The organism is Allolucifera butyrica (assembly GCF_900476375.1).
Lineage (GTDB): Bacteria > Bacillota > Negativicutes > Sporomusales > UPPP01 > Lucifera > Lucifera butyrica.
This window is the reverse complement of record NZ_UPPP01000083.1, coordinates 98,196-119,405: the sequence shown is the minus strand read 5'-3', so window position 1 is coordinate 119,405 and position 21,210 is coordinate 98,196. Positions and strand designations below refer to the sequence as shown.

25 protein-coding genes are annotated in these 21,210 nt (G+C 47.5%); all 25 read left to right on the top strand.

The features are described from left to right. Positions 1 to 18: 18 nt before the first annotated feature. The 25 genes from dapA (at position 19) to LUCIF_RS16155 (ending at position 21,202) form a co-directional block, all read left to right on the top strand. Positions 19 to 900 (top strand): 4-hydroxy-tetrahydrodipicolinate synthase, encoded by an 882-nt coding sequence (gene dapA / locus LUCIF_RS16270; protein ID WP_122628944.1) that lies wholly within the window; start codon positions 19 to 21, stop codon positions 898 to 900. Positions 901 to 1,142: 242 nt separating this feature from the next. Then, entirely contained in the window at positions 1,143 to 2,807 is a 1,665-nt protein-coding gene (locus tag LUCIF_RS16265) for a ribonuclease J (protein ID WP_122628943.1), read from the top strand. Between the two features lie 209 nt (positions 2,808 to 3,016). Beyond that, entirely contained in the window at positions 3,017 to 3,799 is a 783-nt protein-coding gene (locus LUCIF_RS16260; RefSeq protein WP_122628942.1) for a ClpP family protease, read from the top strand. Continuing rightward, on the top strand, positions 3,799 to 4,041 hold the full coding sequence (locus LUCIF_RS16255) for a YlzJ-like family protein (RefSeq protein WP_122628941.1): 243 nt from the start codon (positions 3,799 to 3,801) through the stop codon (positions 4,039 to 4,041). Before LUCIF_RS16260 ends, LUCIF_RS16255 begins: the two co-directional genes overlap by 1 nt. Before the next feature lie 100 nt (positions 4,042 to 4,141). Beyond that, positions 4,142 to 6,301, top strand: coding sequence for an FtsK/SpoIIIE family DNA translocase (locus LUCIF_RS27035; protein WP_370745596.1), 2,160 nt, complete (start codon positions 4,142 to 4,144; stop codon positions 6,299 to 6,301). 37 nt (positions 6,302 to 6,338) lie between these two features. After that, positions 6,339 to 7,403, top strand: coding sequence for a tRNA 2-selenouridine(34) synthase MnmH (gene mnmH, locus LUCIF_RS16245; protein WP_207857846.1), 1,065 nt, complete (start codon positions 6,339 to 6,341; stop codon positions 7,401 to 7,403). Then, positions 7,387 to 8,169, top strand: coding sequence for a helix-turn-helix domain-containing protein (locus LUCIF_RS16240; RefSeq protein ID WP_122628940.1), 783 nt, complete (start codon positions 7,387 to 7,389; stop codon positions 8,167 to 8,169). The genes mnmH and LUCIF_RS16240 overlap by 17 nt, the downstream gene beginning before the upstream one ends. Positions 8,170 to 8,406: 237 nt before the next feature. Beyond that, complete coding sequence (locus LUCIF_RS16235; protein WP_122628939.1) at positions 8,407 to 10,278, top strand: YgiQ family radical SAM protein; 1,872 nt, start codon at positions 8,407 to 8,409, stop codon at positions 10,276 to 10,278. Positions 10,279 to 10,385: 107 nt separating this feature from the next. Then, on the top strand, positions 10,386 to 11,378 hold the full coding sequence (spoIIIAA, locus tag LUCIF_RS16230) for a stage III sporulation protein AA (protein ID WP_122628938.1): 993 nt from the start codon (positions 10,386 to 10,388) through the stop codon (positions 11,376 to 11,378). Next, a complete protein-coding gene (gene spoIIIAB, locus LUCIF_RS16225) occupies positions 11,369 to 11,890 on the top strand; it encodes a stage III sporulation protein SpoIIIAB (RefSeq protein ID WP_122628937.1) in 522 nt (173 codons plus the stop codon). Before spoIIIAA ends, spoIIIAB begins: the two co-directional genes overlap by 10 nt. A gap of 16 nt (positions 11,891 to 11,906) precedes the next feature. After that, entirely contained in the window at positions 11,907 to 12,104 is a 198-nt protein-coding gene (spoIIIAC, locus tag LUCIF_RS16220) for a stage III sporulation protein AC (protein ID WP_122628936.1), read from the top strand. 12 nt (positions 12,105 to 12,116) lie between these two features. Further along, complete coding sequence (spoIIIAD, locus tag LUCIF_RS16215; protein ID WP_122628935.1) at positions 12,117 to 12,503, top strand: stage III sporulation protein AD; 387 nt, start codon at positions 12,117 to 12,119, stop codon at positions 12,501 to 12,503. Positions 12,504 to 12,516: 13 nt separating this feature from the next. Beyond that, positions 12,517 to 13,677, top strand: coding sequence for a stage III sporulation protein AE (gene spoIIIAE, locus LUCIF_RS16210; protein WP_122628934.1), 1,161 nt, complete (start codon positions 12,517 to 12,519; stop codon positions 13,675 to 13,677). A 31-nt stretch (positions 13,678 to 13,708) separates the two neighbouring features. Beyond that, positions 13,709 to 14,308 carry a stage III sporulation protein AF gene (spoIIIAF, locus tag LUCIF_RS16205; RefSeq protein WP_122628933.1) on the top strand — a complete coding sequence of 200 codons (600 nt, stop codon included), beginning with the start codon at positions 13,709 to 13,711 and terminating at the stop codon, positions 14,306 to 14,308. Positions 14,309 to 14,326: 18 nt separating this feature from the next. Next, the gene (locus LUCIF_RS16200) at positions 14,327 to 14,929 is read left to right on the top strand and encodes a SpoIIIAG-related protein (protein ID WP_122628932.1); all 603 of its coding nucleotides are present in this window, start codon (positions 14,327 to 14,329) and stop codon (positions 14,927 to 14,929) included. A 9-nt stretch (positions 14,930 to 14,938) separates the two neighbouring features. Then, positions 14,939 to 15,472 (top strand): SpoIIIAH-like family protein, encoded by a 534-nt coding sequence (locus tag LUCIF_RS16195; RefSeq protein ID WP_122628931.1) that lies wholly within the window; start codon positions 14,939 to 14,941, stop codon positions 15,470 to 15,472. Positions 15,473 to 15,641: 169 nt separating this feature from the next. Further along, positions 15,642 to 16,043 (top strand): Asp23/Gls24 family envelope stress response protein, encoded by a 402-nt coding sequence (locus LUCIF_RS16190; protein ID WP_122628930.1) that lies wholly within the window; start codon positions 15,642 to 15,644, stop codon positions 16,041 to 16,043. A gap of 24 nt (positions 16,044 to 16,067) precedes the next feature. Then, positions 16,068 to 16,607, top strand: a complete 540-nt coding sequence (gene amaP, locus LUCIF_RS16185) for an alkaline shock response membrane anchor protein AmaP (RefSeq protein WP_122628929.1) — start codon at positions 16,068 to 16,070, stop codon at positions 16,605 to 16,607. 12 nt (positions 16,608 to 16,619) lie between these two features. After that, entirely contained in the window at positions 16,620 to 16,847 is a 228-nt protein-coding gene (locus LUCIF_RS16180; RefSeq protein ID WP_122628928.1) for a DUF2273 domain-containing protein, read from the top strand. 216 nt (positions 16,848 to 17,063) lie between these two features. After that, the gene (gene nusB / locus LUCIF_RS16175) at positions 17,064 to 17,471 is read left to right on the top strand and encodes a transcription antitermination factor NusB (RefSeq protein ID WP_122628927.1); all 408 of its coding nucleotides are present in this window, start codon (positions 17,064 to 17,066) and stop codon (positions 17,469 to 17,471) included. Between the two features lie 16 nt (positions 17,472 to 17,487). Continuing rightward, on the top strand, positions 17,488 to 18,414 hold the full coding sequence (locus LUCIF_RS16170) for a Kae1-like domain-containing protein (protein WP_122628926.1): 927 nt from the start codon (positions 17,488 to 17,490) through the stop codon (positions 18,412 to 18,414). A gap of 224 nt (positions 18,415 to 18,638) precedes the next feature. Next, positions 18,639 to 18,773 (top strand): hypothetical protein, encoded by a 135-nt coding sequence (locus tag LUCIF_RS27030; protein ID WP_279386965.1) that lies wholly within the window; start codon positions 18,639 to 18,641, stop codon positions 18,771 to 18,773. Between the two features lie 83 nt (positions 18,774 to 18,856). Then, positions 18,857 to 20,089, top strand: coding sequence for an exodeoxyribonuclease VII large subunit (gene xseA / locus LUCIF_RS16165; protein WP_122628925.1), 1,233 nt, complete (start codon positions 18,857 to 18,859; stop codon positions 20,087 to 20,089). Beyond that, on the top strand, positions 20,061 to 20,330 hold the full coding sequence (gene xseB, locus LUCIF_RS16160; protein WP_122628924.1) for an exodeoxyribonuclease VII small subunit: 270 nt from the start codon (positions 20,061 to 20,063) through the stop codon (positions 20,328 to 20,330). Before xseA ends, xseB begins: the two co-directional genes overlap by 29 nt. Further along, positions 20,324 to 21,202: a polyprenyl synthetase family protein gene (locus LUCIF_RS16155; protein WP_122628923.1), complete on the top strand. Its 879-nt coding sequence runs from the start codon at positions 20,324 to 20,326 to the stop codon at positions 21,200 to 21,202. The genes xseB and LUCIF_RS16155 overlap by 7 nt, the downstream gene beginning before the upstream one ends. Positions 21,203 to 21,210 lie beyond the last annotated feature (8 nt).

Genomic DNA, 21,210 nt, shown 5'->3' with positions numbered 1-21,210 from the left:
TACTGAGGAGGGGTAAGAATGAAGCAGTTTGGTCGAGTACTTACGGCCATGGTTACTCCATTTCATGATGACTACAGTGTAAATTATGAAGCCGCCGCCCAATTGGCCCGGTATCTGGTAGCGCATGGATCGGACGGATTGGTTGTGGCGGGAAGTACGGGGGAGTCGGCTACATTAAATAGAACGGAAAAGAATCAGCTTTTTGCCACAATTCTTGATGCTGTCGGCGATAAAGCAACAATAATTGCCGGCACAGGCAGCAACGATACCCATGCTTCGATTGAGGCAACGCAGGAGGCGGCAAAAATTGGCGTTCACGGTGCCATGCTGGTCGGGCCTTATTATAATAAACCGCCCCAGGAGGGTTTCTATCAACATTTTAAAGCAATCGCGGCGAGTACGGATTTACCCTTAATTGTCTATAACGTGCCAGGCCGTACCGCTTCTAATATTTTACCGTCCACTATTGCCAGACTGGCTGAGATCCCCAATATTGTTGCCGTGAAAGAATCGAGCGGCAATTTAGAACAAGTAGCCGAGATTATCCGTACAACGCCGCAGGATTTTCTCGTTTACAGCGGTGACGACAGTCTCGCGCTGCCGGTTTTAGGCATTGGCGGGACGGGAATCATTAGTGTAGCAGCTCATATTGTCGGCAGGCAGATGCAAGAAATGGTTACCGCCTTTTTTGCCGGTAATTTAGCAAAGGCACAGGCCCTTCACTTAGAATTATTGCCATTTTTTAAAGCGATGTTTGTCACAACGAATCCGATTCCGGTAAAAACGGCGGTTAATTTACTCGGCCTTGACGCCGGCCCCTTGCGGTTACCGCTGGTGGCGCCGCAGTCCGCCGAACTGGAATTGATTAAGCAGGCTATGCTCCAGGTGGGCGCCTTATAAGCAATTTGTTAGCTGTTTTAAGACTCATCCCGCGAGGATGGGTCTTTTACATTTATAACCGGCTTTTGCATATAATAAACGCACAGGCCATTTGCCACTTGTTGTAAACTTCTAATTACGATATAATTAGAAGCAAGTGAACGGAACGGACATTTTTCCTAGTGGGTAATGAGCGGCAACTACAAGGGACGAAATGCTTAGTTTAGTATTGCTTATAACAAACAATGGAGGTGTAGTGGTTTTTGGCAAAATTACCACAAAAAGTTCAAATTATTCCCCTGGGCGGTTTGGGGGAAATTGGGAAGAATATGACAGTCATCCGTTATGGCGACGAGATGATTGTTATTGATGCCGGACTCATGTTTCCGGAAGATGACATGCTGGGCATTGACTTAGTGATTCCGGATATTACTTATTTGTTGGAAAATCGCGATTCAGTTAAGGCGATTGTTCTGACCCATGGGCATGAAGACCATATTGGTGCTTTGCCCTATGTACTAAAACAATTAGATGTACCTGTTTATGGTACAAGGCTTACCCTGGGAATCCTTGCAGGACGGCTAAAGGAAAATAATGTACCGGCCACCAATTTGGTGGCGGTTAAGCCCGGGGATCAAATCCAGGTTGGCTGTTTCAAGGTTGGTTTTATTCGCGTCAGCCATAGTATCGCCGATGCGGTAGCCATATCGGTGAGGACACCGGTTGGGACGATTGTTCATACGGGCGATTTCAAACTGGACCAAACACCAATCGATGGAAAGGTGACTGACTTCTATGCCTTTGCCGAATTGGGAACCAAGGGAGTCCTGGTTTTACTGGCGGACAGTACGAATGCCGAACGGCCCGGTTATACCCAGAGTGAGAAATCGGTGGGATTAGCGTTTGATGAGGCCTTCCGGCATGCCCGGGAACGGATTATTATTGCTACTTTTTCCTCTAATATACACCGGATTCAGCAAGCCATCGACATGGCCGTTAAATACAAACGGAAAGTGGCGATACTGGGACGCAGTATGATAAATGTGGTTACTATTGCGTTGGAATTGGGTTATTTGACCGTACCGGAAGGAACCTTGATCGACATTGATGAAATTCCGAATTATCCTGCTGCTGAAATTGTTATTTTAACAACGGGCAGTCAGGGGGAACCCATGGCGGCGTTAACCAGGATGGCAATGTCCGATCATAAAAAAATTGAAATCCTACCGGGGGATACGGTAATTATTTCGGCGACCCCCATTCCCGGCAACGAAAAAATGGTGTCCCGGACGGTTGATTATCTTTTTCGCCAAGGGGCGGATGTTATTTATGAGGCAACGTCGGGAATTCATGCTTCCGGCCACGCCAGCCAGGAAGAATTGAAACTGATCCATAATTTGATCCGGCCTAAGTTTTTTATCCCTGTTCACGGTGAATACCGCCATTTGAAAAAGCATGCAAAACTGGCCCAGGAGTTAGGCATGCCGAAAGAAAATATATTTGTGGCGGAAAACGGCCAGGTACTTGAATTTTCACCGGCCCAGGGTGCCATAAACGGCAAAGTTACCGCCGGAAATGTTCTGGTTGACGGGTTGGGTGTCGGGGATGTCGGTAACATTGTATTGCGGGACCGGCGGCAGCTTGCCCAGGATGGAATCCTCATTGTAGTTGTAACAATGGATAAACAGCGCAGTGCAGTGATAGCAGGTCCTGATATTGTATCCCGCGGTTTTGTATATGTACGCGAATCGGAACAACTAATGGAAGAAGCCAGGGAAAAGGTAAAGCAGGCTTTGGAAAAGTGTGAGTTGAACAGTATTACGGAGTGGGCCGTTATCAAAAGCAATGTCCGGGATACACTGGGAAAATATTTATACGAAAAAACCCGCCGTCGTCCGATGATTTTGCCCATTATAATGGAAGTTTAATAGGCGCGCAAAGTTTCTTCTCCGGATTGAAAAGCTCAATCCGGAGTTTTTTACTATATAAAGTAATGATTTTCCGATGGTTTCCCTGAGCCCTGAGCCGAAAGACGCGTAGCGGTCTTTCTTGTGTTTAGCTGATGCAATAACTCGTTGGGTATGAATTTCGGTTTATGGTTAATACTAAATGAGAATTACAGTGACGGAGGGATACTATGCTAGAAAATGACAATCCTGTAGTTGCTCCACCGGGAGTCAACCCGGAACATCCTGACTTACCTGTTCCACCTGCGGCTCCTAATAAGAAGACAAGGCAGGCTAAGCGCAATTCTCCGGCCGAAAATATTCAGGAAATGGGAACACCGGAAGTGCCTACGGCAAAAACCAATGTTCACGTAATGACCATTATCGGTCAAATTGAGGGGCATATGGTGCTGCCGCCGCAAAATAAAACAACGAAGTATGAGCATATTATGCCGCAATTAGTAGCGATTGAGCAAAATCCGGAGATTGAAGGACTGCTTTTGTTGCTAAATACGGTAGGCGGCGATGTGGAGGCCGGTTTGGCAATCGCGGAAATGGTTGCGAGCATGTCGAAACCTTCTGTATCCATTGTTTTGGGCGGGGGTCATAGTATCGGGGTCCCCATCGCAGTATCGGCAACCCATTCCTATATCGTAGAAAGCGCCAGTATGACCATTCACCCGATTCGCTTAACCGGATTGGTAATTGGGGCGCCAAGTTCCTTCGATTACCTGGAAAAAATGCAGGAGCGGGTAAATAAGTTTGTTGTCAATCGCTCCAGTATAAGTGAAAAAAAATGGAAGGAACTATTATTTAAGACTGGCGAACTTTCGCGCGATATAGGGACTTCCCTGGTTGGCAAGGACGCCGTCCGGTCCGGTCTGATTGACGAAGTGGGAGGTGTTGCCCAGGCATTGGATAAATTACAGGAATTGATTAACGCCCGGAAAGAGACCAAGGGGTTGAAACAATAATGATTTTATGGACTATATTGCCGTTGGAAATGGTGCTGGACGGCATCGACAAATCTCCCGCCTATGAAGAAATTGAATATGCCGGCGTAAAGGCCGTTGTTGAGAAAATTTCAGCAGCTCAGTATCGGATTGTCCGGATTGTAACGAGTGATCCGCAAAATTATTTGCGCCCCGAGTTTCAGCCGGGCGCTCTGCTGACCTATCGTCCGGCTTATGCAGATTTATCAGGCTCCCCGGGTTAGGGAGCTTTCTTCTTTTTTATCAGGATATGGAGGGAAGACCAAGTAAATAGAGGATTTTTGGCTGCTATGTAGAAAAATTTATTTTTAGAGGTGTTGTATCTTGCCAAAAATTCTGTCAGACTTGGCACCGGAATTAAAATATGAATTAATGGGAATCGCTTTCGTCACCGTGGGAATGTTAGGAATCATAAGTCTTATTGGCTTAAATACGGGACCGGCCGGTTTGCTGGCGGCCAAAGTCTTAAAATACTCTTTCGGGATTGGTTCCTTTGTGATACCGGTTTTGGTTGTCATTATCGGCTGGCGGTATATATGGATCCGCCGCGGGATAACCTATTCCATAAAGTTTTGGGGCTTATGCCTGTTTTATTTAGTTTCTCTCGCAATATTCCAGCATTTCAAATTTGCGTCCGGTCAGGAAATCATGCCGGAGAATTTGATGCCTGGCGGCGGCTTGGCCGGCGGCATGCTATTGTTTATTTTACGTAAGTTTCTCGGTTTTTATGGAGCCTTTGTGGTTTTGGCCGGGTTGTTGATTTGCGCCTTTTTAATGGCTACAAGCTGGTCTTTGTCGGCGGGGTTGATGGCGGCCAAAGAGCGTGCCGCCGATGGTTTTACCAATGCCCGCGATGCCCTGGCCTGTACCTTGGAAAAGGTGCACGAGGAAAGAAGAGAGGATAGTCGGTCTGTTTCTATTTATAATCAGGAAAGAGAAGAGCAAAAATCTTTCACCGTTAAAAAAATCAAAAAAACGGCGGACATTTTGCCGGCTGATGAGCCGGGGACCGGAGAAGCTGCCGGCGCCGATGCCGGGGAAACAGTTTCTTTTCCCCCTATGGCGTCCTATGTAATTCCTTCCTTATCCCTACTAAAAAAACAAACCAAAGTTCGTTCCACTAAAATGAACAAAGAAGTAATAGAAAATGCCGCCTTACTGGAAGAAACTCTCAAAAATTTTAATGTTAGCGCCCGGGTTACTAATACTTGCCAGGGTCCAACCGTGACCCGTTATGAGTTGGAACCGGCTCCAGGGGTTAAAGTAAGCCGGATTGTTAATCTGGCCGATGATCTGGCTCTCAAGTTGGCTGCTTCCGGTGTGCGGATCGAAGCGCCGATTCCCGGTAAAGCCGCTATTGGTATTGAGGTGCCCAATAAGGAAGTCGCCAGTGTTCCATTGCGGGAAGTACTGGAAAGCGATGAATTTCAAAAAGCGGCTTCCCGTTTGACCGTGGCGTTGGGTAAGGATATTGCCGGACAGACAATTATCGCTGATTTGGCGAAAATGCCGCATTTGCTTGTTGCCGGGTCAACCGGTTCGGGGAAAAGTGTTTGCGTTAATACTTTGATTACCAGTATTTTGTTTAAGGCCCATCCGGAAGAGGTTAAATTCATTCTGGTAGATCCCAAAATGGTTGAGTTATCCAATTATAATGGGATACCTCACCTTCTGGTGCCGGTCGTGACGGATTCCCAAAAGGCGGCATCGGCATTACGGTGGGCAGTCCAGGAAATGGAACGGCGCTATGCTTTGTTTGCCGCTTCCGGGGTTCGCGATATCGCCCGTTATAACGAGGTGACTGAGGAGAGTCAGCTGCCTTTAATTCTAATTATTATTGATGAATTGGCCGACTTAATGATGGTAGCGCCGGTTGACGTGGAAGACGCCATTTGCCGCCTGGCCCAAAAAGCAAGGGCGGCGGGAATTCACCTGGTCCTGGCGACGCAGCGTCCTTCGGTTGATGTAATTACGGGCATTATTAAGGCCAATATTCCTTCCCGCATCTCCTTTGCGGTTTCTTCCCAGATTGATTCCAGAACTATTTTGGATATGGCCGGAGCCGAAAAATTATTGGGCAAAGGAGATATGCTGTTTTATCCGGTGGGGGCGGCCAAACCGGTTCGCGTGCAGGGCGCTTTTATTACCGACGGCGAGGTTGAGGAACTGATTACCTTTATTAAGAAACAAGCGGAACCGCAATATGCGGAGGGTGTTACCAATTGTGTGGAAGCTGCTTCCCCGGCTAAACAGGAAGACCAATATACGGATGAGTTATTGGAAGAAGCCGTTCGCATGGTTTTAGAGACCGGGCAGGCATCCACATCGATGCTGCAGCGCAAATTCCGCATTGGGTATACCCGGGCGGCCCGGCTCATCGATTCGATGGAAGAAATGAAAATTGTGGGTCCTAACATAGGCAGCAAAGCCAGGGAGATTATTATGACTTCAGACCAGGTCTATTCACGTTATTTTCAGAAATAATTTGGGTAAACTAGATGATAAGTATATGTGGTGATATATGTTGCATAAAGTGATTGATTTTGAACACGCCAGAGTTTTAAATAACCCAGTCTATATTGATACGCGTTCTCCCGGCGAGTTCGCCGCCGGCCATATTCCCGGAGCCGTTAACATTCCTTTGTTTACGGATGAAGAGCGGGCCGAAGTCGGAACGGTTTATCATAAAGTCAGTGCGGACGATGCGAAAGAACGGGGCTTGGCCATTGTTTCCACGAAACTGCCTGAACTGGTCAAACAGGTCCGCCACTATACCGCTCTGGGACAACCTCTGATTGTTTATTGCTGGCGCGGCGGATTGCGGTCCCGTTCGGTTGTCAGTATCCTGGAACTTATGGGAATCCCGTCATGGCAATTACGGGGAGGCTATAAAGCATACCGCCGGTATGTTTTAGAAAGCTTGCAGGATTTCCAAATAAACCCTGAAATTGTAGTATTGTGCGGTTCGACCGGAGTCGGCAAAACCGGGCTGCTTTCCCTGCTGTCCCGGCAGGGAATTCCGGTGATTGACCTGGAAGGGTTGGCCAATCATCGCGGGTCTATTTTCGGTCAAATTGGACTGGGAATGCCGGCCAGTGCAAAAAACTTCGACGCGCAGCTGCTTAACCTGCTGCAATCTCTGAACGGGCAGCCGTTTATTGTTGTGGAGTGTGAAAGTAAACGAATCGGCAATGTCTATTTACCGGATGTTTTTTATGCAGCGATGCAAAAGGGGAAAAAAATACTGGTACAGGCCGATCTTCCGGTTCGTATCCAGCGCCTGCTTGCCGAGTATATGGGAACAGGCGCCAATACGGAAGCTATTTTCGCGGCGATTCAATCCTTGAAAAAGCGACTGGGGGAAAAAAAATCCCGGCAGCTTATGGCAAGTTTTACTGCAGGTAAGCTGGAAGAGGCAGTTGTAATTTTATTAACGGATTATTATGATCCTTTATATGGTTATGAAGAAGTTGCCGGCGATTATTTTGATTTAAAAGTAAATGCCAATGATTTAGTGCAGGCGGCCAATCAAATCATTGGTTATTTGAAAAAGGACAGGAGGCTTAATTATGCCAACGGTGGGTGAAGTACTGCGCGAAGAACGGGAGAAAAAAGGCCTATCCATTAAGGATGTGGAAAATGGAACCAGCATCCGGGCTCTTTATCTCACGGCGATTGAGGAAGGCAATTATAAGATCGTTCCTGGTGAGGTCTATTTGAAAGGATTCATCCGCAACTATGCTAATTTTCTCGGGCTGAAAGGCGATCAAATGGTTGATTTGTATCGTCAAAGTCAAGGACAAGGACAAGGACAAGGACAGGGACAGGGAGTCGCGGTCGGTATAAACGCCAAAACGGAAAATACGGATGAAGAAAACGATGAAGATCAAGCCGATAAACCAAAATCGAAAATGCCTAAATTGCTTTTAGGTGTGGTTGTCGTAGGGCTGGCCGTCGCCGCTGGTTTCTATTTGTCCGGCGGACAGCCTACGGTTCCGGCGCCAATTCAGCAAGCGAATCCGGCGCCTGCTCCGGTTCCGATTCGTCCGGCGCCGGTTCCGCCGCCAACCACACCGGCTCCTGTGCAATCTCCTCAAGCGAAGCCGGTTGTTCTGCAGGCAAAATATTCGGGCGAATGCTGGACGCGGGTGGTTGCCGACGGGAAGGAAATTTACGAAGGAATTCCTAGAAAAGGCGAAACACTTACCTGGGAGGCGGAGAAAAAGATCGTGGTCAAATTCGGCAATGCCGGCAGCGTTGATCTGGTATATAACGGCAAGCCCCAGGAAAAATTAGGCGGAGACGGGGATGTAGTGCTAAAAACATATTCTGCCGCTCCTGTTTCTCATTAAGATGAGCCTGCTTAAAAGCGCATCAATCCCATTTTTCGCAATCCTCTGTCACTCGACAATCATTGCGAAATGTGGGACCTACGTTGTTGCGGCTGCGCGTTCACACTCAGCGTACGCCTAAGTACGCCTTCGTTCGAATGCTCGCCGCGCCTAGTATCTGCATCTTTTAAGCAGGCTCAAGACGGAAGAGACTTGGCTCACGTTGGGTCTCTTCTATTTTTAGCGAGGTAACCGACAATGAAGAATGATTTTTTGCCAATTTCGCGGCAAGATATGGAAAGGCGCGGTTGGAGCCAGCTGGATTTTTTATTTGTCAGCGGCGATGCGTATGTAGACCACCCCAGTTTTGGGCCGGCTATTATCTGCCGGCTGCTGGAAAAGCAGGGCTACCGGGTGGGGATGATTGCCCAGCCTGACTGGCGTTCGACCGCCGATTTTAAAAAACTAGGCAAACCCCGCCTGGGCGTGCTGGTATCGGCAGGCAATCTGGATTCCATGTTAAATAAATATACTGCGGCTAAAAAGATTCGCAGCAAAGATAACTATTCGCCGGGCGGCCGGGCGGGGTGCCGTCCGGACAGGGCAACCATCGTATATGGTAACCGGATCCGGGAATTGTGGAAGGATGTTCCGTTAATTATCGGCGGGATCGAAGCCAGCCTTAGACGATTTGCTCATTATGATTACTGGTCGGATAAAATCCGCCGTTCTATATTGATTGACAGCCGGGCGGATTTATTGGTCTACGGTATGGGAGAAAAACAAATCAAAGAAATTGCCGCTCAACTGGCGGCCGGAATCAAGGCCGGGGATATTCACAGTGTTCAGGGAACCTGTTATTTGACGGATACATTGGATACGGTTTGGGATTATGTCGAGGTTCCGGATTATGAAGCGATTTGCCGGGACAAAACAAAATTTGCCGCGGCTTTTCAGGTTCAGTATTTGGAGCAGGACCCGGTCCGGGGTAAAAGGATTGTTCAGAACCACGGCGAAACGTATGTGGTGCAAAATCCGCCGGCTTTGCCGTTAACTACGGCTGAAATGGATGAAATTTATGAACTACCCTTTCAGCGGACCTATCATCCCGTTTATGAAGCGGCGGGTGGAGTCCCTGCAATCCAGGAGGTCAAATTTAGTCTGGTCAGTCACCGCGGCTGTTTTGGCGGTTGTTCCTTCTGCGCCATTGTATCGCATCAAGGCAGGATGATACAAAGCCGCAGCCTGGATTCCATTATTAAGGAAGCAAAAATACTGACCAGCCTGCCTGATTTTAAGGGATACATCCATGATGTGGGCGGTCCTACGGCTAATTTCCGGTTGCCGGCCTGTCAGGAACAAACGGAACGGGGTACCTGCCGCAACCGGCAATGCTTATATCCCGAGCCGTGCCGGAATTTAAAGGCCGACCACGCCGATTATTTACAATTGTTGCGGATTTTGCGCAATTTACCAGGCGTAAAAAAGGTCTTTGTGCGTTCCGGTCTGCGGTATGACTATTTACTGGCCGCCAAGGATGATGTGTTTTTACGGGAATTATGCCAGTATCATGTCAGCGGTCAATTGAAAGTTGCGCCGGAACATGTTTCGGCTAAGGTAACCCGGCTCATGGGCAAAGCCGGTAAAGATGTTTATTTAAAGTTTATGAAAGCTTACCAGCAGGTCAACCGGGAATTGGGCAAAGAGCAATATCTGGTGCCCTATTTTATGTCAAGTCATCCCGGGGCCGGACTGCGGGAAGCGGTAGAACTGGCGGAATTTATCCGTGATCTCAATTATCATCCGGAACAGGTGCAGGATTTTATTCCCACACCGGGCAGTTTATCCACCTGTATGTATTACACCGGGCTGAATCCGTTAACCGGCGAAAAAGTGTATGTTGCTAAAGAGCCGCATGAAAAAAGACTGCAGCGGGCCTTAATGCAGTATCGGGATCCGAAGAATTATTCCCTGGTATATGAGGCTCTGGAAAAGGCAAACCGTCAGGATTTAATCGGCTTTGGCCCTAAATGTTTGATCCGTCCCCGGGTACGGGCCGGTGAGAAGCCGTTTTCCCGGCAGCGGCATAAGCAACGGCCAACGGCTAAGGCCGGCAAAAAAAGAAAATAGTTTCAAAACCGTAATTCCCGACCAGGTCGGGAATTTTTTTTATTTATTGGCATAAAGTTGGGTTTTGTCCATATCTATGTAAAGAAAGGGTGGATGACGTGATAGACATGAACCCAGTATTAAAATCTTCTATCTATCCCGTATTGCCGGCTAATCTTACCGCAATATTTGAATCCGTTCCTTCAGAAATACTGCACCGGACAACGGAGATCCGTCTGCGGATCAGCCAGCCGCTGTTATTACGTAGCCAAAGTGGTGACGTAATGCTGGGAAATTGCGGGCAGCCTGTTCAGGAAAGACAACAGGCTTATCTATGCAAACCGGACGACATTCATAAATCTCTTTTATTGATGTGCCAGAATTCAATTTACGCGTTTGAAGAAGAACTAAGAGCCGGTTTTTTAACGCTGCAAGGCGGACACCGGGTGGGAGTGGCCGGACAAGTTGTATTTTATGAAGGACGGGTAAAGACGTTTAAATGCGTCAGTTCTTTGAATATCCGGCTGGCTCGCGAAGTAACGGGCTGTGCCGACCTGATCTTTCCCTATATCCTTGCCGGAAAAAAAATTCTAAATTCGTTAATTATATCGCCGCCGCGTTGCGGCAAGACAACAATTTTGCGAGACTTGGCGCGCCATATCAGTACGGGCGACGCCAGATATAATTTCCCCGGCGCCCAGGTGGGAATTGTTGATGAACGTTCGGAAATTGCCGCTTGTGTCCAGGGGGTGCCGTCCGTCGATCTGGGAGAGCGGGTCGATGTATTGGATGGTTGTTTAAAAGCCCATGGCATGCTTATGTTAATCCGTTCTATGGCGCCTCAGGTAATTATTACCGATGAATTGGGCCGGGAAGAAGATACAGAGGCAATTTGTGAAGCAATCCATGCCGGCACCAGTGTAATAACCACCGTGCATGGCCAGAGTATTGAGGATATATTGAATCGCCCTTATGTGGGCGAGTTGATAAAACGGCTGTATTTTCACCGTTATATTATCCTGAATGATACGCCGCAACCGGGGACGGTCAAAGAAATCACGGATGCCCAAACCGGCAAAATGCTGTATTTGCTAAGAAAAGGGGTAAAAATATGTGGTTAAAAGTAATCGGCAGTATTTTAATCATAACCTCAGGCACATGCATCGGCTTTAAGCTGGCATGGCGCTCCAGCGAGCGGCCCAAACAAATCACGCAACTAATAAATTGTCTGGTTTCCTTAAAGTCGTATATTAACTATGTTGCTGCCCCTTTGCCGGAAGCCCTGGAAAAGTGCGCCGCCGGCATGGAGGGCTCCGTAGCTGATCTGTTCCGGGATATAGCAACTCTGCTCAGGCAAAAAGGCTGGCTATCTCCCCTGGAAGTGATGCAGCAGAAATTAAAAGAAAATCAAAACCGGCTGTGCCTTAATAAACCGGAAATCGAAATATTATTTAATTTAGCAGCCAACTTGGGGACGACCGACCGGCAGGAGCAATTCCAATATCTTTCTTTAGCGCAGGAGGAATTGCGAAAAATCGAACGGGAAGCCTTGTCATTCAAAGAACAGAATGTAAAAATGTACCGCTATTTGGGAATCTGCAGCGGGTTGGCTTTAGTAATTATTTTGATATGAGGAAGGAGTGTCGGGGGTGAGCTTGGATATACTTTTCAAAATAGCCGGTATCGGTATATTGATTTCTGTTTTTCACACGGCCTTAAAGCAGGCAGGAAAGGAAGATATGGCTCATTTGTGCACCCTGGCCGGCTTTGCCGTTGTATTGATCTGGGTTGTCCAGCTGCTGGGACGATTATTTACCACCGTGCAGGATGTGTTTAAACTTTTTTAGGGAGTGGGCGGCATGGAAATGATTCAGATTATCGGGTTAGGTTTTGTTGTCACGCTCCTGATCCTGGTAGTACGGCAGCAACGGCCGGAACTTGCCGTGCAATTAAGTCTGACTTTGGCAATTATGATTTTTCTGCTGGTTTTGTCCAAGATTCAGGCGGTGCTGGATTTGTTTCGCGATCTGGCGGATAAGGCAAACATTAGTCAAATGTATCTGAATACCATTCTTAAGATAATCGGCATTGCCTACATAACCGAGTTTGGTTCTCAAGTATGCAAGGATGCCGGCGAAGGGGCAGTAGCCAGTAAAATTGAATTTGCCGGCAAGATTATGGTCATGATTATGGCAATACCGATTATCGCGCTGGTGCTCGATACGATTGTAAGGTTGATTCCGTGAGTGAGGAATTTATATGAAAATATATTTAATGACCTTGATGCTGTTGGTCCTGTTGTCCGGTTTTGTTTATGCCGCTCCCATAGATAACGAAGAAATCAGCCGGCAATTGTTTGACCAATTATCCGTCGGGCAAGTCAATCAATTTGTGAGCAAGATAAACAGGGAATTGAATGAAACAATTCCCCAGCTGAATAGTGGGACAGTCCGGGAAATTGGCACGAAAGGCATTCACTTTAACTGGGATACTATAAAACGGATGTTATGGGAACGCCTGTTCCGGGATCTGGCAACCAATATTCATCTGATGGGAAAACTGCTCTTTTTGGTGGTGTTATGCACCTTATTGCGCAATCTGCAAAATTCTTTTGAAGACTCGAATATCGCCTTGCTGACATATAGTGTTTGTTTTATTTTTCTGATGGTGATTGCCCTAACCGCTTTTTATAATATACTTACGATTGCCCGGAATACGGTGGGAATGATGGTAGGCTTCATGGAAGCGCTGCTGCCGTTGTTATTATCGCTTTTAGCCGGGGTAGGGGCAATTACTTCGGCTGCATTGTTTACCCCGCTGATGTTATTTGTGGTTAATACGGTTAGTGTCGTTGTACGGGACGCGATTTTGCCCTTGATTTTTTTAACGGCTGTTTTAGAATGTGTTAATTATTTATCCGACCAATATCGTTTAACCAATTTAACCACGCTGTTTAAACAAGCCAGCATGGTTATTCTGGGATTGACGCTGGTGGCCTTTATCGGTGTAATCACGGTTCAGGGAGCAGCGGGGAGTGTGACCGACGGGGTCACGCTGCGAACGGCCAAGTATGCTACGACAACATTTATACCGGTAGTTGGCAAAATGTTTTCCGATACGGTGGAATTAGTCATGGGCGCTTCCCTGTTTCTCAAAAATGTAGTGGGCATATTCGGTGTCATGGTAATTGCAATAGTATGTTTATTGCCATTAATAAAGTTGATTGCCTTGATTTTAGTCATCAAAGTATCCGGTGCGCTGGTTCAGCCCATGGGAGATGAGAAAATGGCCAAATGTCTGGATGGGATTGGCAATAATCTTTTTTTGGCATTTGGGGCGGTTTTAACTGCGGCATTAATGTTTTTTCTGAGTATTACCATGATTGTAGGTGTGGGCAGTGTGACCATGATGCTGAAGTAGTCTCAGAAATTTATTTTAACAGGTGATTTGCATGTTTGACATGATCAGTATGTGGGTGAAAAATGTTATATTCATCGTGCTGTTTGCGGTATTTTTGGAATTTTTATTGCCCCGCAGTAACATGCAGCGTTTTGTGCGGGTTATTATGGGCCTGTTTATCATGCTGGCGATATTGAATCCGGTTGTCGAGCTGATGCAACATCCGTGGCGGGCAGAAGAAACCATGCTGGCAATGCCGTCTTCGAACGGACAAACGGCGCAAATCCTGGCGGAGACCCGGAAAACGGCTCAGGCCCGAGAACAGTTGACTTTGGAGCTTTATGAAAGGGATATGGCCAGGCAAATCCAGGCGACGGTAGAAGCGGTTGACGGTGTAGCCGGCGCCCAGGTGTCCGTCCGGGCGAGTCTGGTACCGGAACATGGTCCGGTTAAAATTGAGAGTGTTAAGATTCTGATTCGTCCGGGAAATCATGCCGCTCAAGCACCGATTCGTAAAATAGTCATTGATAAAGCGCCGGCAAAAGAAGAAAACAAAATTGATTTGGCACTGAAAAGGAAAATCCAAAATATCATTGTTCAGTTATATCAGTTACGTCCGGAGCAAATTCAAATTGAAACGATGCCGGATTAACCGAAAGGAGGCTTTTAAATGGGAAATTTCAATGAAATGATAGCCAGCGTCAAAAAAGTTTGGCCGGCTCAATTGGTGCGCGACGGTGTCATTAACGCTCGTCTTATCATTCTGGGACTGCTGGGTGTTTTTCTTTTATTAGCGGGAGGTCTCATTCAAGTACCAACAACTAAAAGCAAGGTGGAAAATACGCCGGCCATACCCTATCAAAGCGGGAATAACCGGAGCTATGAAGAGCAGCTGGAGGCCAAAATGGGAAATCTGCTTTCCCAAGTAAAAGGAGCCGGTTCCGTTGCCGTCAGTATTACGTTAGATGATAACGGTACCTATGAACATGATAAAAATGTTGTAAAGGAAAGTAAGACGGTACAGGAAAAAGACACAAACGGTGCGGTTCGTACGACGACGGAGACCAAAGAAAGCGAGCAAGTTCTCATGAGCCGGGAAAATGGTGTCGACCGGCCTGTGACGGTCCGGGAAGATAAACCGGTAATAAAAGGAATACTCGTAATTGCGGCCGGTGCCTATGATTCCAAAGTAAAGGCCGATCTAATGGAGGCTGTCGAAGCAGGGCTGGGAATTCCCGCTTATAAGATTACTGTATTGCCACAAAGAAGGTGAGGAGAAAAAATGAAAATAATCATTTTACGCAGGCTGTGGAGAACGGCTTCACTCATAACGGGATTTGCCGTCATTGGAATGGTGGCATTGGGATTCATGGGATATGACCTGGCAGGCTGGCAGGCGAAAGTAGACCGTTCCAATGCAGTACGGGTTAGTAAGCCCGTACTGCAAGAGGCCATGATTCCGGCCATAAGTCCGGACTTTTTTACGGAATACAGAATTGAACGGGAAAAGATTCGCAGCGAACGGTCGGATTTGCTGCGGGATGCCATAAAGAATGCCCCTACTGAAGATGCCCGGCAGAAGGCGCAAGAGGCGATTTTAAAGATGATGCTGGAAAAACAGCGGGAAGCGGAAATGGAAAATCTCATAAGGGCGCGCGGCTTTATGGATGCGCTGGTCTTTACCCGGAATAATTCGGTCAGCGTTGTCGTAAAAGCTTCTTCCCTGACCCGGGAAGAAGTGATTCAAATTGCCGATGTGGTAAGCCGGCTGGCGGGAGTAAAGCCGGAGAATATAACAGTGAGCGCGAGACCCTAATGTCAGGATAAGCCTTTGCGCATCAAAGGCTTATTTTTTAGTGTAAAAATGGAAAAACTTTGGTATAATGTTATGAGTTAATAAGAAAGACCCAAAGGGTCTTTAAATGGAAGGAAAGTATGTTACTAGGACTGATCTTTTTTGCTACATTTTAACGGGAGGGTTGGGAGTGGATAAAAAGGAACGGATGGAAAGAACCGAACATAATGATGTTGGTTCAATTCGTATTGCGGATGAAGTAGTTGGAGTTATTGCCGGTCTGGCTGCCACGGAAGTTCCCGGTGTTGCCGGTATGAGTGCCGGTTTAGTCGGAGGAATTGCCGAGATGCTTGGCAAAAAGAATCTTTCTAAAGGAGTAAAGGTAGAAGTTGGTGAGCGGGAGGCAGCGGTAGATTTATATATTATTGTTGAATATGGTGTACGCATTCCGGATGTTGCTTTGCGGGTCCAGGAAAATGTAAAGCGGGGGATTGAGTCGATGACCGGCTTGGATGTTGTGGAAGTGAACATTCATGTTCAGGGTGTCGGTTTTGGTTCGGAAGAAAAGGATGAAGACATACGGGTGCGTTAAAGAAAGGAGTTACGGGAAGATACTATGGGCATAATTGACCGCGTTATTTTATCAATTTATACAGTTTTGCTGGCGCTTTTGTCATTAGGAATAATCCTGCTGGGATTAAGCCTGGTTTCTTTGGATTGGTTGTGGACAGGCCTGCAGCATGTATATGGACGCTGGGAAGCCGCCTTGATCGGCGCCGTATTCTTTATGGTCAGTATTCGTTTGTTGCTGGCGGGAGTCCGCTCCCGTCATGCGAAAGATACCATTGTTCATCATACGGATATGGGCGATGTGCATATTTCGATTAACGCCATTGAAAATCTGGTGGAAAAAGCGGCCCGGCACACCCGGGGCGTACGGGGGGTAAAAGTGGCGGTCGGCACGGTGGGCGAAGCGTTAAAGGTTAATTTAAAAGTGATCGTGAGTCCCGAAAGTAATGTTCCTGCCGTCTCGGCGGAAATGCAAAACAAAGTGAATGAATATATTAAGAATACAGTTGGTGTCGAATTAGTGGATGTACGGATTTTGGTGGAGAATATATCCAACGAATTTAAACCCCGACAACGCGTGGAATAGAAGGTGTTGAGCATGAATCTCAAATTACTGGCGGAAATTTGGCAGCATCACAGCGGCAAGATACTGGGGGTTACCCTGGGATTTATATTGGGCGTTCTCATCATCCTTTTTGGCTTTTTCCGGACTTTGTTTATTACGATGTGTGTTATCGTAGGCTATATAATCGGCAAACGGATTGACGAGAAAGAAGATATTATGGATATTTTGGACAAACTATTACCACCGGGGTATCACCGGTAAGCAAACTAATTATTATGATTACAAGAGAGCCTGCTTAAAAAGATGCAGATACTAGGCGCGGCGAGCATTCGAACGAGGCGTACTTAGGCGTACGTTGAGTGAGAACGCGCAGCCGCAACAACGTTCCCACATTTCGCACTCTGAATAATGACAGAGGACTGCGAAAAATGGGATTGATGCGCTTTTTAAGCAGGCTCATAAGAGAAGAGGAAGCATATGAGTCGGAGACAGGCCCGGGAAATGGCATTACAAGCATTATTTCAGCTGGATTATAATCAGACTGAGGCGGAAACCGCCCTGGAGAGTGTTTTTCAAGAGCAGCCGGCAATCAACGAAAAGACAAGGCTCTACACCTGTGAGCTGGTTAAGGGAACCCAGTCAAATTTGCCAGTGATTGACGATATTATTGCGAAGGCCGCCATTGACTGGAAAATTGACCGGATGACAGGAATAGACCGCAATATTTCCCGTATTGCCGTCTATGAAATGAATTTTGGCACGGAACCGTTACCGCCCAATGTAATTATTAATGAAGCCGTTGAATTGGCAAAATCATTTGGTACGGAAGAATCAAGCCGTTTCGTGAACGGAATTTTAGGGTCTTTGATCAAAAAGAAAGATTAAAGGTTGGTCGTTTTTGATGAATTATCGTTTGGGAATTGATACGAGTTGTTATACCACCTCCGTAGCAATTATGGACGATTCCGGGAACCTTCTCGCCGATGTGCGAAAAGTATTGACGGTGAAACCGGGTGGCCGTGGCTTAGCCCAATCGGAAATGGTGTTTCAGCATACGCGCAATCTACCGCTGGTCTTTGCCGAGGCGATGGCGCAATTTTCCGGACCGGTGCGTTTTAAATCAGTTACTGTTTCCAACCGTCCGCGTCCGCTGCCCGGTTCTTATATGCCGGCTTTCCTGGTAGGAGAAGGATACGGCAAGGTGTTGACCGTTTCGCAACAGATTCCCCTATATAAAATCAGCCATCAGGAAAACCATATTTGGGCCGGCAGATGGTCTGCCGACGGACCAAAAGGGACTGATTTCTTAGCCGTTCATATTTCCGGCGGTACGACGGAAATCGTAAAGGTCGGTATCGGCAGCAGCCAACAAATGAGCATTGATTTGTTGGGCGGAAGCCTGGACATTTCGGCCGGACAATTTGTCGACCGGATTGGCGTTGCTCTCAACTTGCCCTTTCCGGCCGGTTCCCATCTGGAAAAGCTGGCTGATTGCGGCCGGAGCGGTCTATGTAAGGTGCCGGTTGCCGTACGGAACTTGAATGTTAGTTTTTCCGGTGCCGAAACCTATGTCCGACGATTGCTGGCACAGGGGGAGCCCCCGGCAGCTCTGGCGGCGGGTGTTCAACTTTGTGTGGCGGAGACGTTAGTCAAATTAATGAAACAGGCCGTGGCTCAAACCGGATTGACGGAAATCCTGTTGGTTGGCGGAGTTTCCGCCAATCAATTTATCCGGGATTACCTGTGTCGGCACAGTCAGGGATTCAGCCTCTTTTTCCCGGATAGCCGCTACAGTTCTGATAATGCTGCCGGTTGCGCCTTTTGCTAGTGCTCTGTTGTCCCTAAATCTGTAGGATGAATTGCGAAAGATTTTTCGTCCTGCACGGCGGAGGAGGCGCGCATATCGAGAATATGTAAGCCGACGACAACAAAGCAGGGCGGAAAATATCTCGCAAGAACACTATAGAGTTAGGGTTTACAGAGCGCTAGCACCATCCGGAATTCCCTCACATATCATATACCATATAACGTAAGTGAGAGGAGGGAATCCGTTTGTTTACGTATATCCTGCTCGGCGCGCTGGCCGGGGCATTCATTGGTCATCTCATTCCCCCGGGGTACTTCTTCTGGTTTATTATGGGGGCGGCGAGCGGTTTCCTGGCCCAAAAGTATTGCAACCGCCGCTAGGCCGGCTATTCAGACTTTTGTCTGTTTTTTTTTGTATGTCTGGTATATGATTAGTATAGAAAAAATTTTTCGAAGGTGACCGAATGAATATATTAACGGTGACGGAAGCCAATAAATATATTAAACAAATTTTTGAGCGGGATGCAACCCTGGCCGCAGTTTATGTACGGGGAGAAATATCCAATTTCAAACATCATTATTCCGGACATTGCTATTTTACGCTGAAAGACAGTCAGGCGACAATGAAAGCCGTCATGTTTAAAAGCCGGGCCCAGTATTTGAAATTTATCCCCCGGGACGGACTCAAAGTGATCGCCGGTGGACATATTACCGTATTTGAACGGGACGGTCAATATCAGTTGTATATCGACCACCTGGTACCGGAAGGGTTGGGCGAGCTTACCCTAGCCTTTGAGCAGTTAAAAGAAAAGTTGAGTAAAGAAGGGGTGTTTAATCCGGAGCGGAAAAAAGCCTTGCCTTTGCTGCCCCACTCGGTCGGGATTGTTACATCCCCTACGGGAGCCGCTATACGGGATATTATAACCGTTTCCAAACGCCGCTACCCGGGAATTTCCCTGATTCTTTATCCGGTGCAGGTTCAGGGAACGGAAGCGCCGGCCCAGATTGCGCAGGCAATCCGCATTTTAAACCAGCAAGGGCAGGTCGACGTGATTATTGTTGGCCGGGGAGGCGGCAGTCTGGAAGAACTTTGGGCTTTCAATGAAGAAATTGTGGTACGGGCGATTGCGGCTTCCTCCATTCCGGTGGTAGCCGCCGTTGGCCACCAAACCGATTTTACCCTGGCCGATTTTGCCGCCGACCGCAGGGCCGCAACTCCTTCCCAGGCGGCAGAACTGGTCGCTCCGGATGTCAAAGACCTTTGCCGTTACCTGTTGTCGCTGCAAAACCGCCTGGAAACAGCCATGCGTATTGACTTAAAGTCACAGCGCGCCAGGGTGGAACATTTATTAAGCAGCCGGGTATTGCGAATGCCTTATGCCATGTTATTGGACAAGCAGCAAATGACTGACCAGCAGGTACAGCGGCTGGAACACAGGTTTAAACAAATCTATCTTAATAAACAACATGCTTTCCAGGTACTGGCAGAAAAGCTGGCCATGTTAAATCCGCTGGGGGTTTTAAGTCGCGGTTATGGCATTATCCGGACCAGGGCGGGGAAAATAGTACGGAATACAAGGGACGTATCACTGGGAGAGCAAGTACAGATTGTGCTGCAGCAAGGGGCTTTGACGGCAGAAATAATTGACATTCAGGAGGAGTTCAGCGGTGAAGCAAAAAAAAGAAACCGCCAATGAAATCGGGCCGGTATCGTTTGAAGAGGCTCTAAACAAATTGGAAACGATTGTGAATGAATTGGAAAGTGGTGAACTTGCCTTAGAAGAATCTTTGACTAAGTTTGCTACCGGGATGGACCTGGCGAAACTTTGTTTGTCCAGATTAGCCGCGGCCGAGAAACAAATTGATAAAATCGTGCAGATGGAACAAGGGAAACTGATCGAAAAGCCATTGGAGCTGTGGGAGGAAGAGCAATGTTAAAACAATACTGCCAAGAGAAGGTGGCGATGATTGATGCGGCACTGGGCCGGTTTATTCCTGACAGCGGGCAATATCCGCCGGCTATTTTTGAGGCGATGCGGTATAGTCTATTTGCCGGCGGCAAGCGGTTACGCCCCATTTTACTTATGGCTGCCGCCGATGCCGTCCAAAGTGACGGTTCGAAATTTTTGCCGGTAGCCTGCGGCTTGGAAATGATTCATACCTATTCCTTAATTCATGATGATTTGCCGGCTATGGATGATGACGATTACCGGCGGGGCAAATTAACCAACCATAAAGTTTACGGTGACGGCCTGGCTATTTTAGCCGGCGATGCCCTGTTAACTTACGGCTTTGAAGTCATGCTTTCCCAACCCGGTGTCGCGCCGGCTGTCTTACTGGCAACGGTGCGGGAAATTGCCGCAGCGGCAGGGGCCCAGGGAATGGTGGGAGGGCAAACCGTCGATTTGCTGTCCGAAGGCCAATCCATTGATGCGGCTACGCTGGAATTTATGCACCGGCGAAAAACAGGCGCTTTATTCCGGGCCGCATTGAGGGCCGGAGCGCTTTTAGCAGGAGCATCGCAAGAACAGCTAAACTGTTTCAATGAATATGCCGAACAATTTGGTTTGGCGTTTCAGATTACAGATGATATATTAGATGTTGTTGGCAAGGAAGAACTGGTCGGTAAACCGATTGGCAGCGACCAAAAGAATAACAAAGTTACCTATGTTGCTTTATATGGCCTGGAAAAAGCCCGGGAAATGGCCCGGCAGACGGTGGAAAAAGCAATAACAGCCCTGGATATTTTTGGGACGGAAGCGGATATATTGCGTGATTTGGTGCGGTTTCTCCTGGCAAGAGATTCATGAGGTGGTCT

Coding starts and splice junctions, on each gene's coding strand:
- spoIIIAB (WP_122628937.1), top strand. CDS start 11,369: ATGTGGTTAAAAGTAATCGGCAGTATTTTAATCATAACCTCAGGCACA.
- LUCIF_RS16170 (WP_122628926.1), top strand. CDS start 17,488: ATGAATTATCGTTTGGGAATTGATACGAGTTGTTATACCACCTCCGTA.
- nusB (WP_122628927.1), top strand. CDS start 17,064: ATGAGTCGGAGACAGGCCCGGGAAATGGCATTACAAGCATTATTTCAG.
- LUCIF_RS16255 (WP_122628941.1), top strand. CDS start 3,799: ATGATTTTATGGACTATATTGCCGTTGGAAATGGTGCTGGACGGCATC.
- LUCIF_RS16155 (WP_122628923.1), top strand. CDS start 20,324: ATGTTAAAACAATACTGCCAAGAGAAGGTGGCGATGATTGATGCGGCA.
- mnmH (WP_207857846.1), top strand. CDS start 6,339: ATGTTGCATAAAGTGATTGATTTTGAACACGCCAGAGTTTTAAATAAC.
- LUCIF_RS16200 (WP_122628932.1), top strand. CDS start 14,327: ATGGGAAATTTCAATGAAATGATAGCCAGCGTCAAAAAAGTTTGGCCG.
- LUCIF_RS16235 (WP_122628939.1), top strand. CDS start 8,407: ATGAAGAATGATTTTTTGCCAATTTCGCGGCAAGATATGGAAAGGCGC.
- spoIIIAA (WP_122628938.1), top strand. CDS start 10,386: ATGAACCCAGTATTAAAATCTTCTATCTATCCCGTATTGCCGGCTAAT.
- spoIIIAE (WP_122628934.1), top strand. CDS start 12,517: ATGAAAATATATTTAATGACCTTGATGCTGTTGGTCCTGTTGTCCGGT.
- spoIIIAF (WP_122628933.1), top strand. CDS start 13,709: ATGTTTGACATGATCAGTATGTGGGTGAAAAATGTTATATTCATCGTG.
- spoIIIAD (WP_122628935.1), top strand. CDS start 12,117: ATGGAAATGATTCAGATTATCGGGTTAGGTTTTGTTGTCACGCTCCTG.
- LUCIF_RS16195 (WP_122628931.1), top strand. CDS start 14,939: ATGAAAATAATCATTTTACGCAGGCTGTGGAGAACGGCTTCACTCATA.
- LUCIF_RS16260 (WP_122628942.1), top strand. CDS start 3,017: ATGCTAGAAAATGACAATCCTGTAGTTGCTCCACCGGGAGTCAACCCG.
- LUCIF_RS16180 (WP_122628928.1), top strand. CDS start 16,620: ATGAATCTCAAATTACTGGCGGAAATTTGGCAGCATCACAGCGGCAAG.
- dapA (WP_122628944.1), top strand. CDS start 19: ATGAAGCAGTTTGGTCGAGTACTTACGGCCATGGTTACTCCATTTCAT.
- amaP (WP_122628929.1), top strand. CDS start 16,068: ATGGGCATAATTGACCGCGTTATTTTATCAATTTATACAGTTTTGCTG.
- LUCIF_RS16240 (WP_122628940.1), top strand. CDS start 7,387: ATGCCAACGGTGGGTGAAGTACTGCGCGAAGAACGGGAGAAAAAAGGC.
- xseA (WP_122628925.1), top strand. CDS start 18,857: ATGAATATATTAACGGTGACGGAAGCCAATAAATATATTAAACAAATT.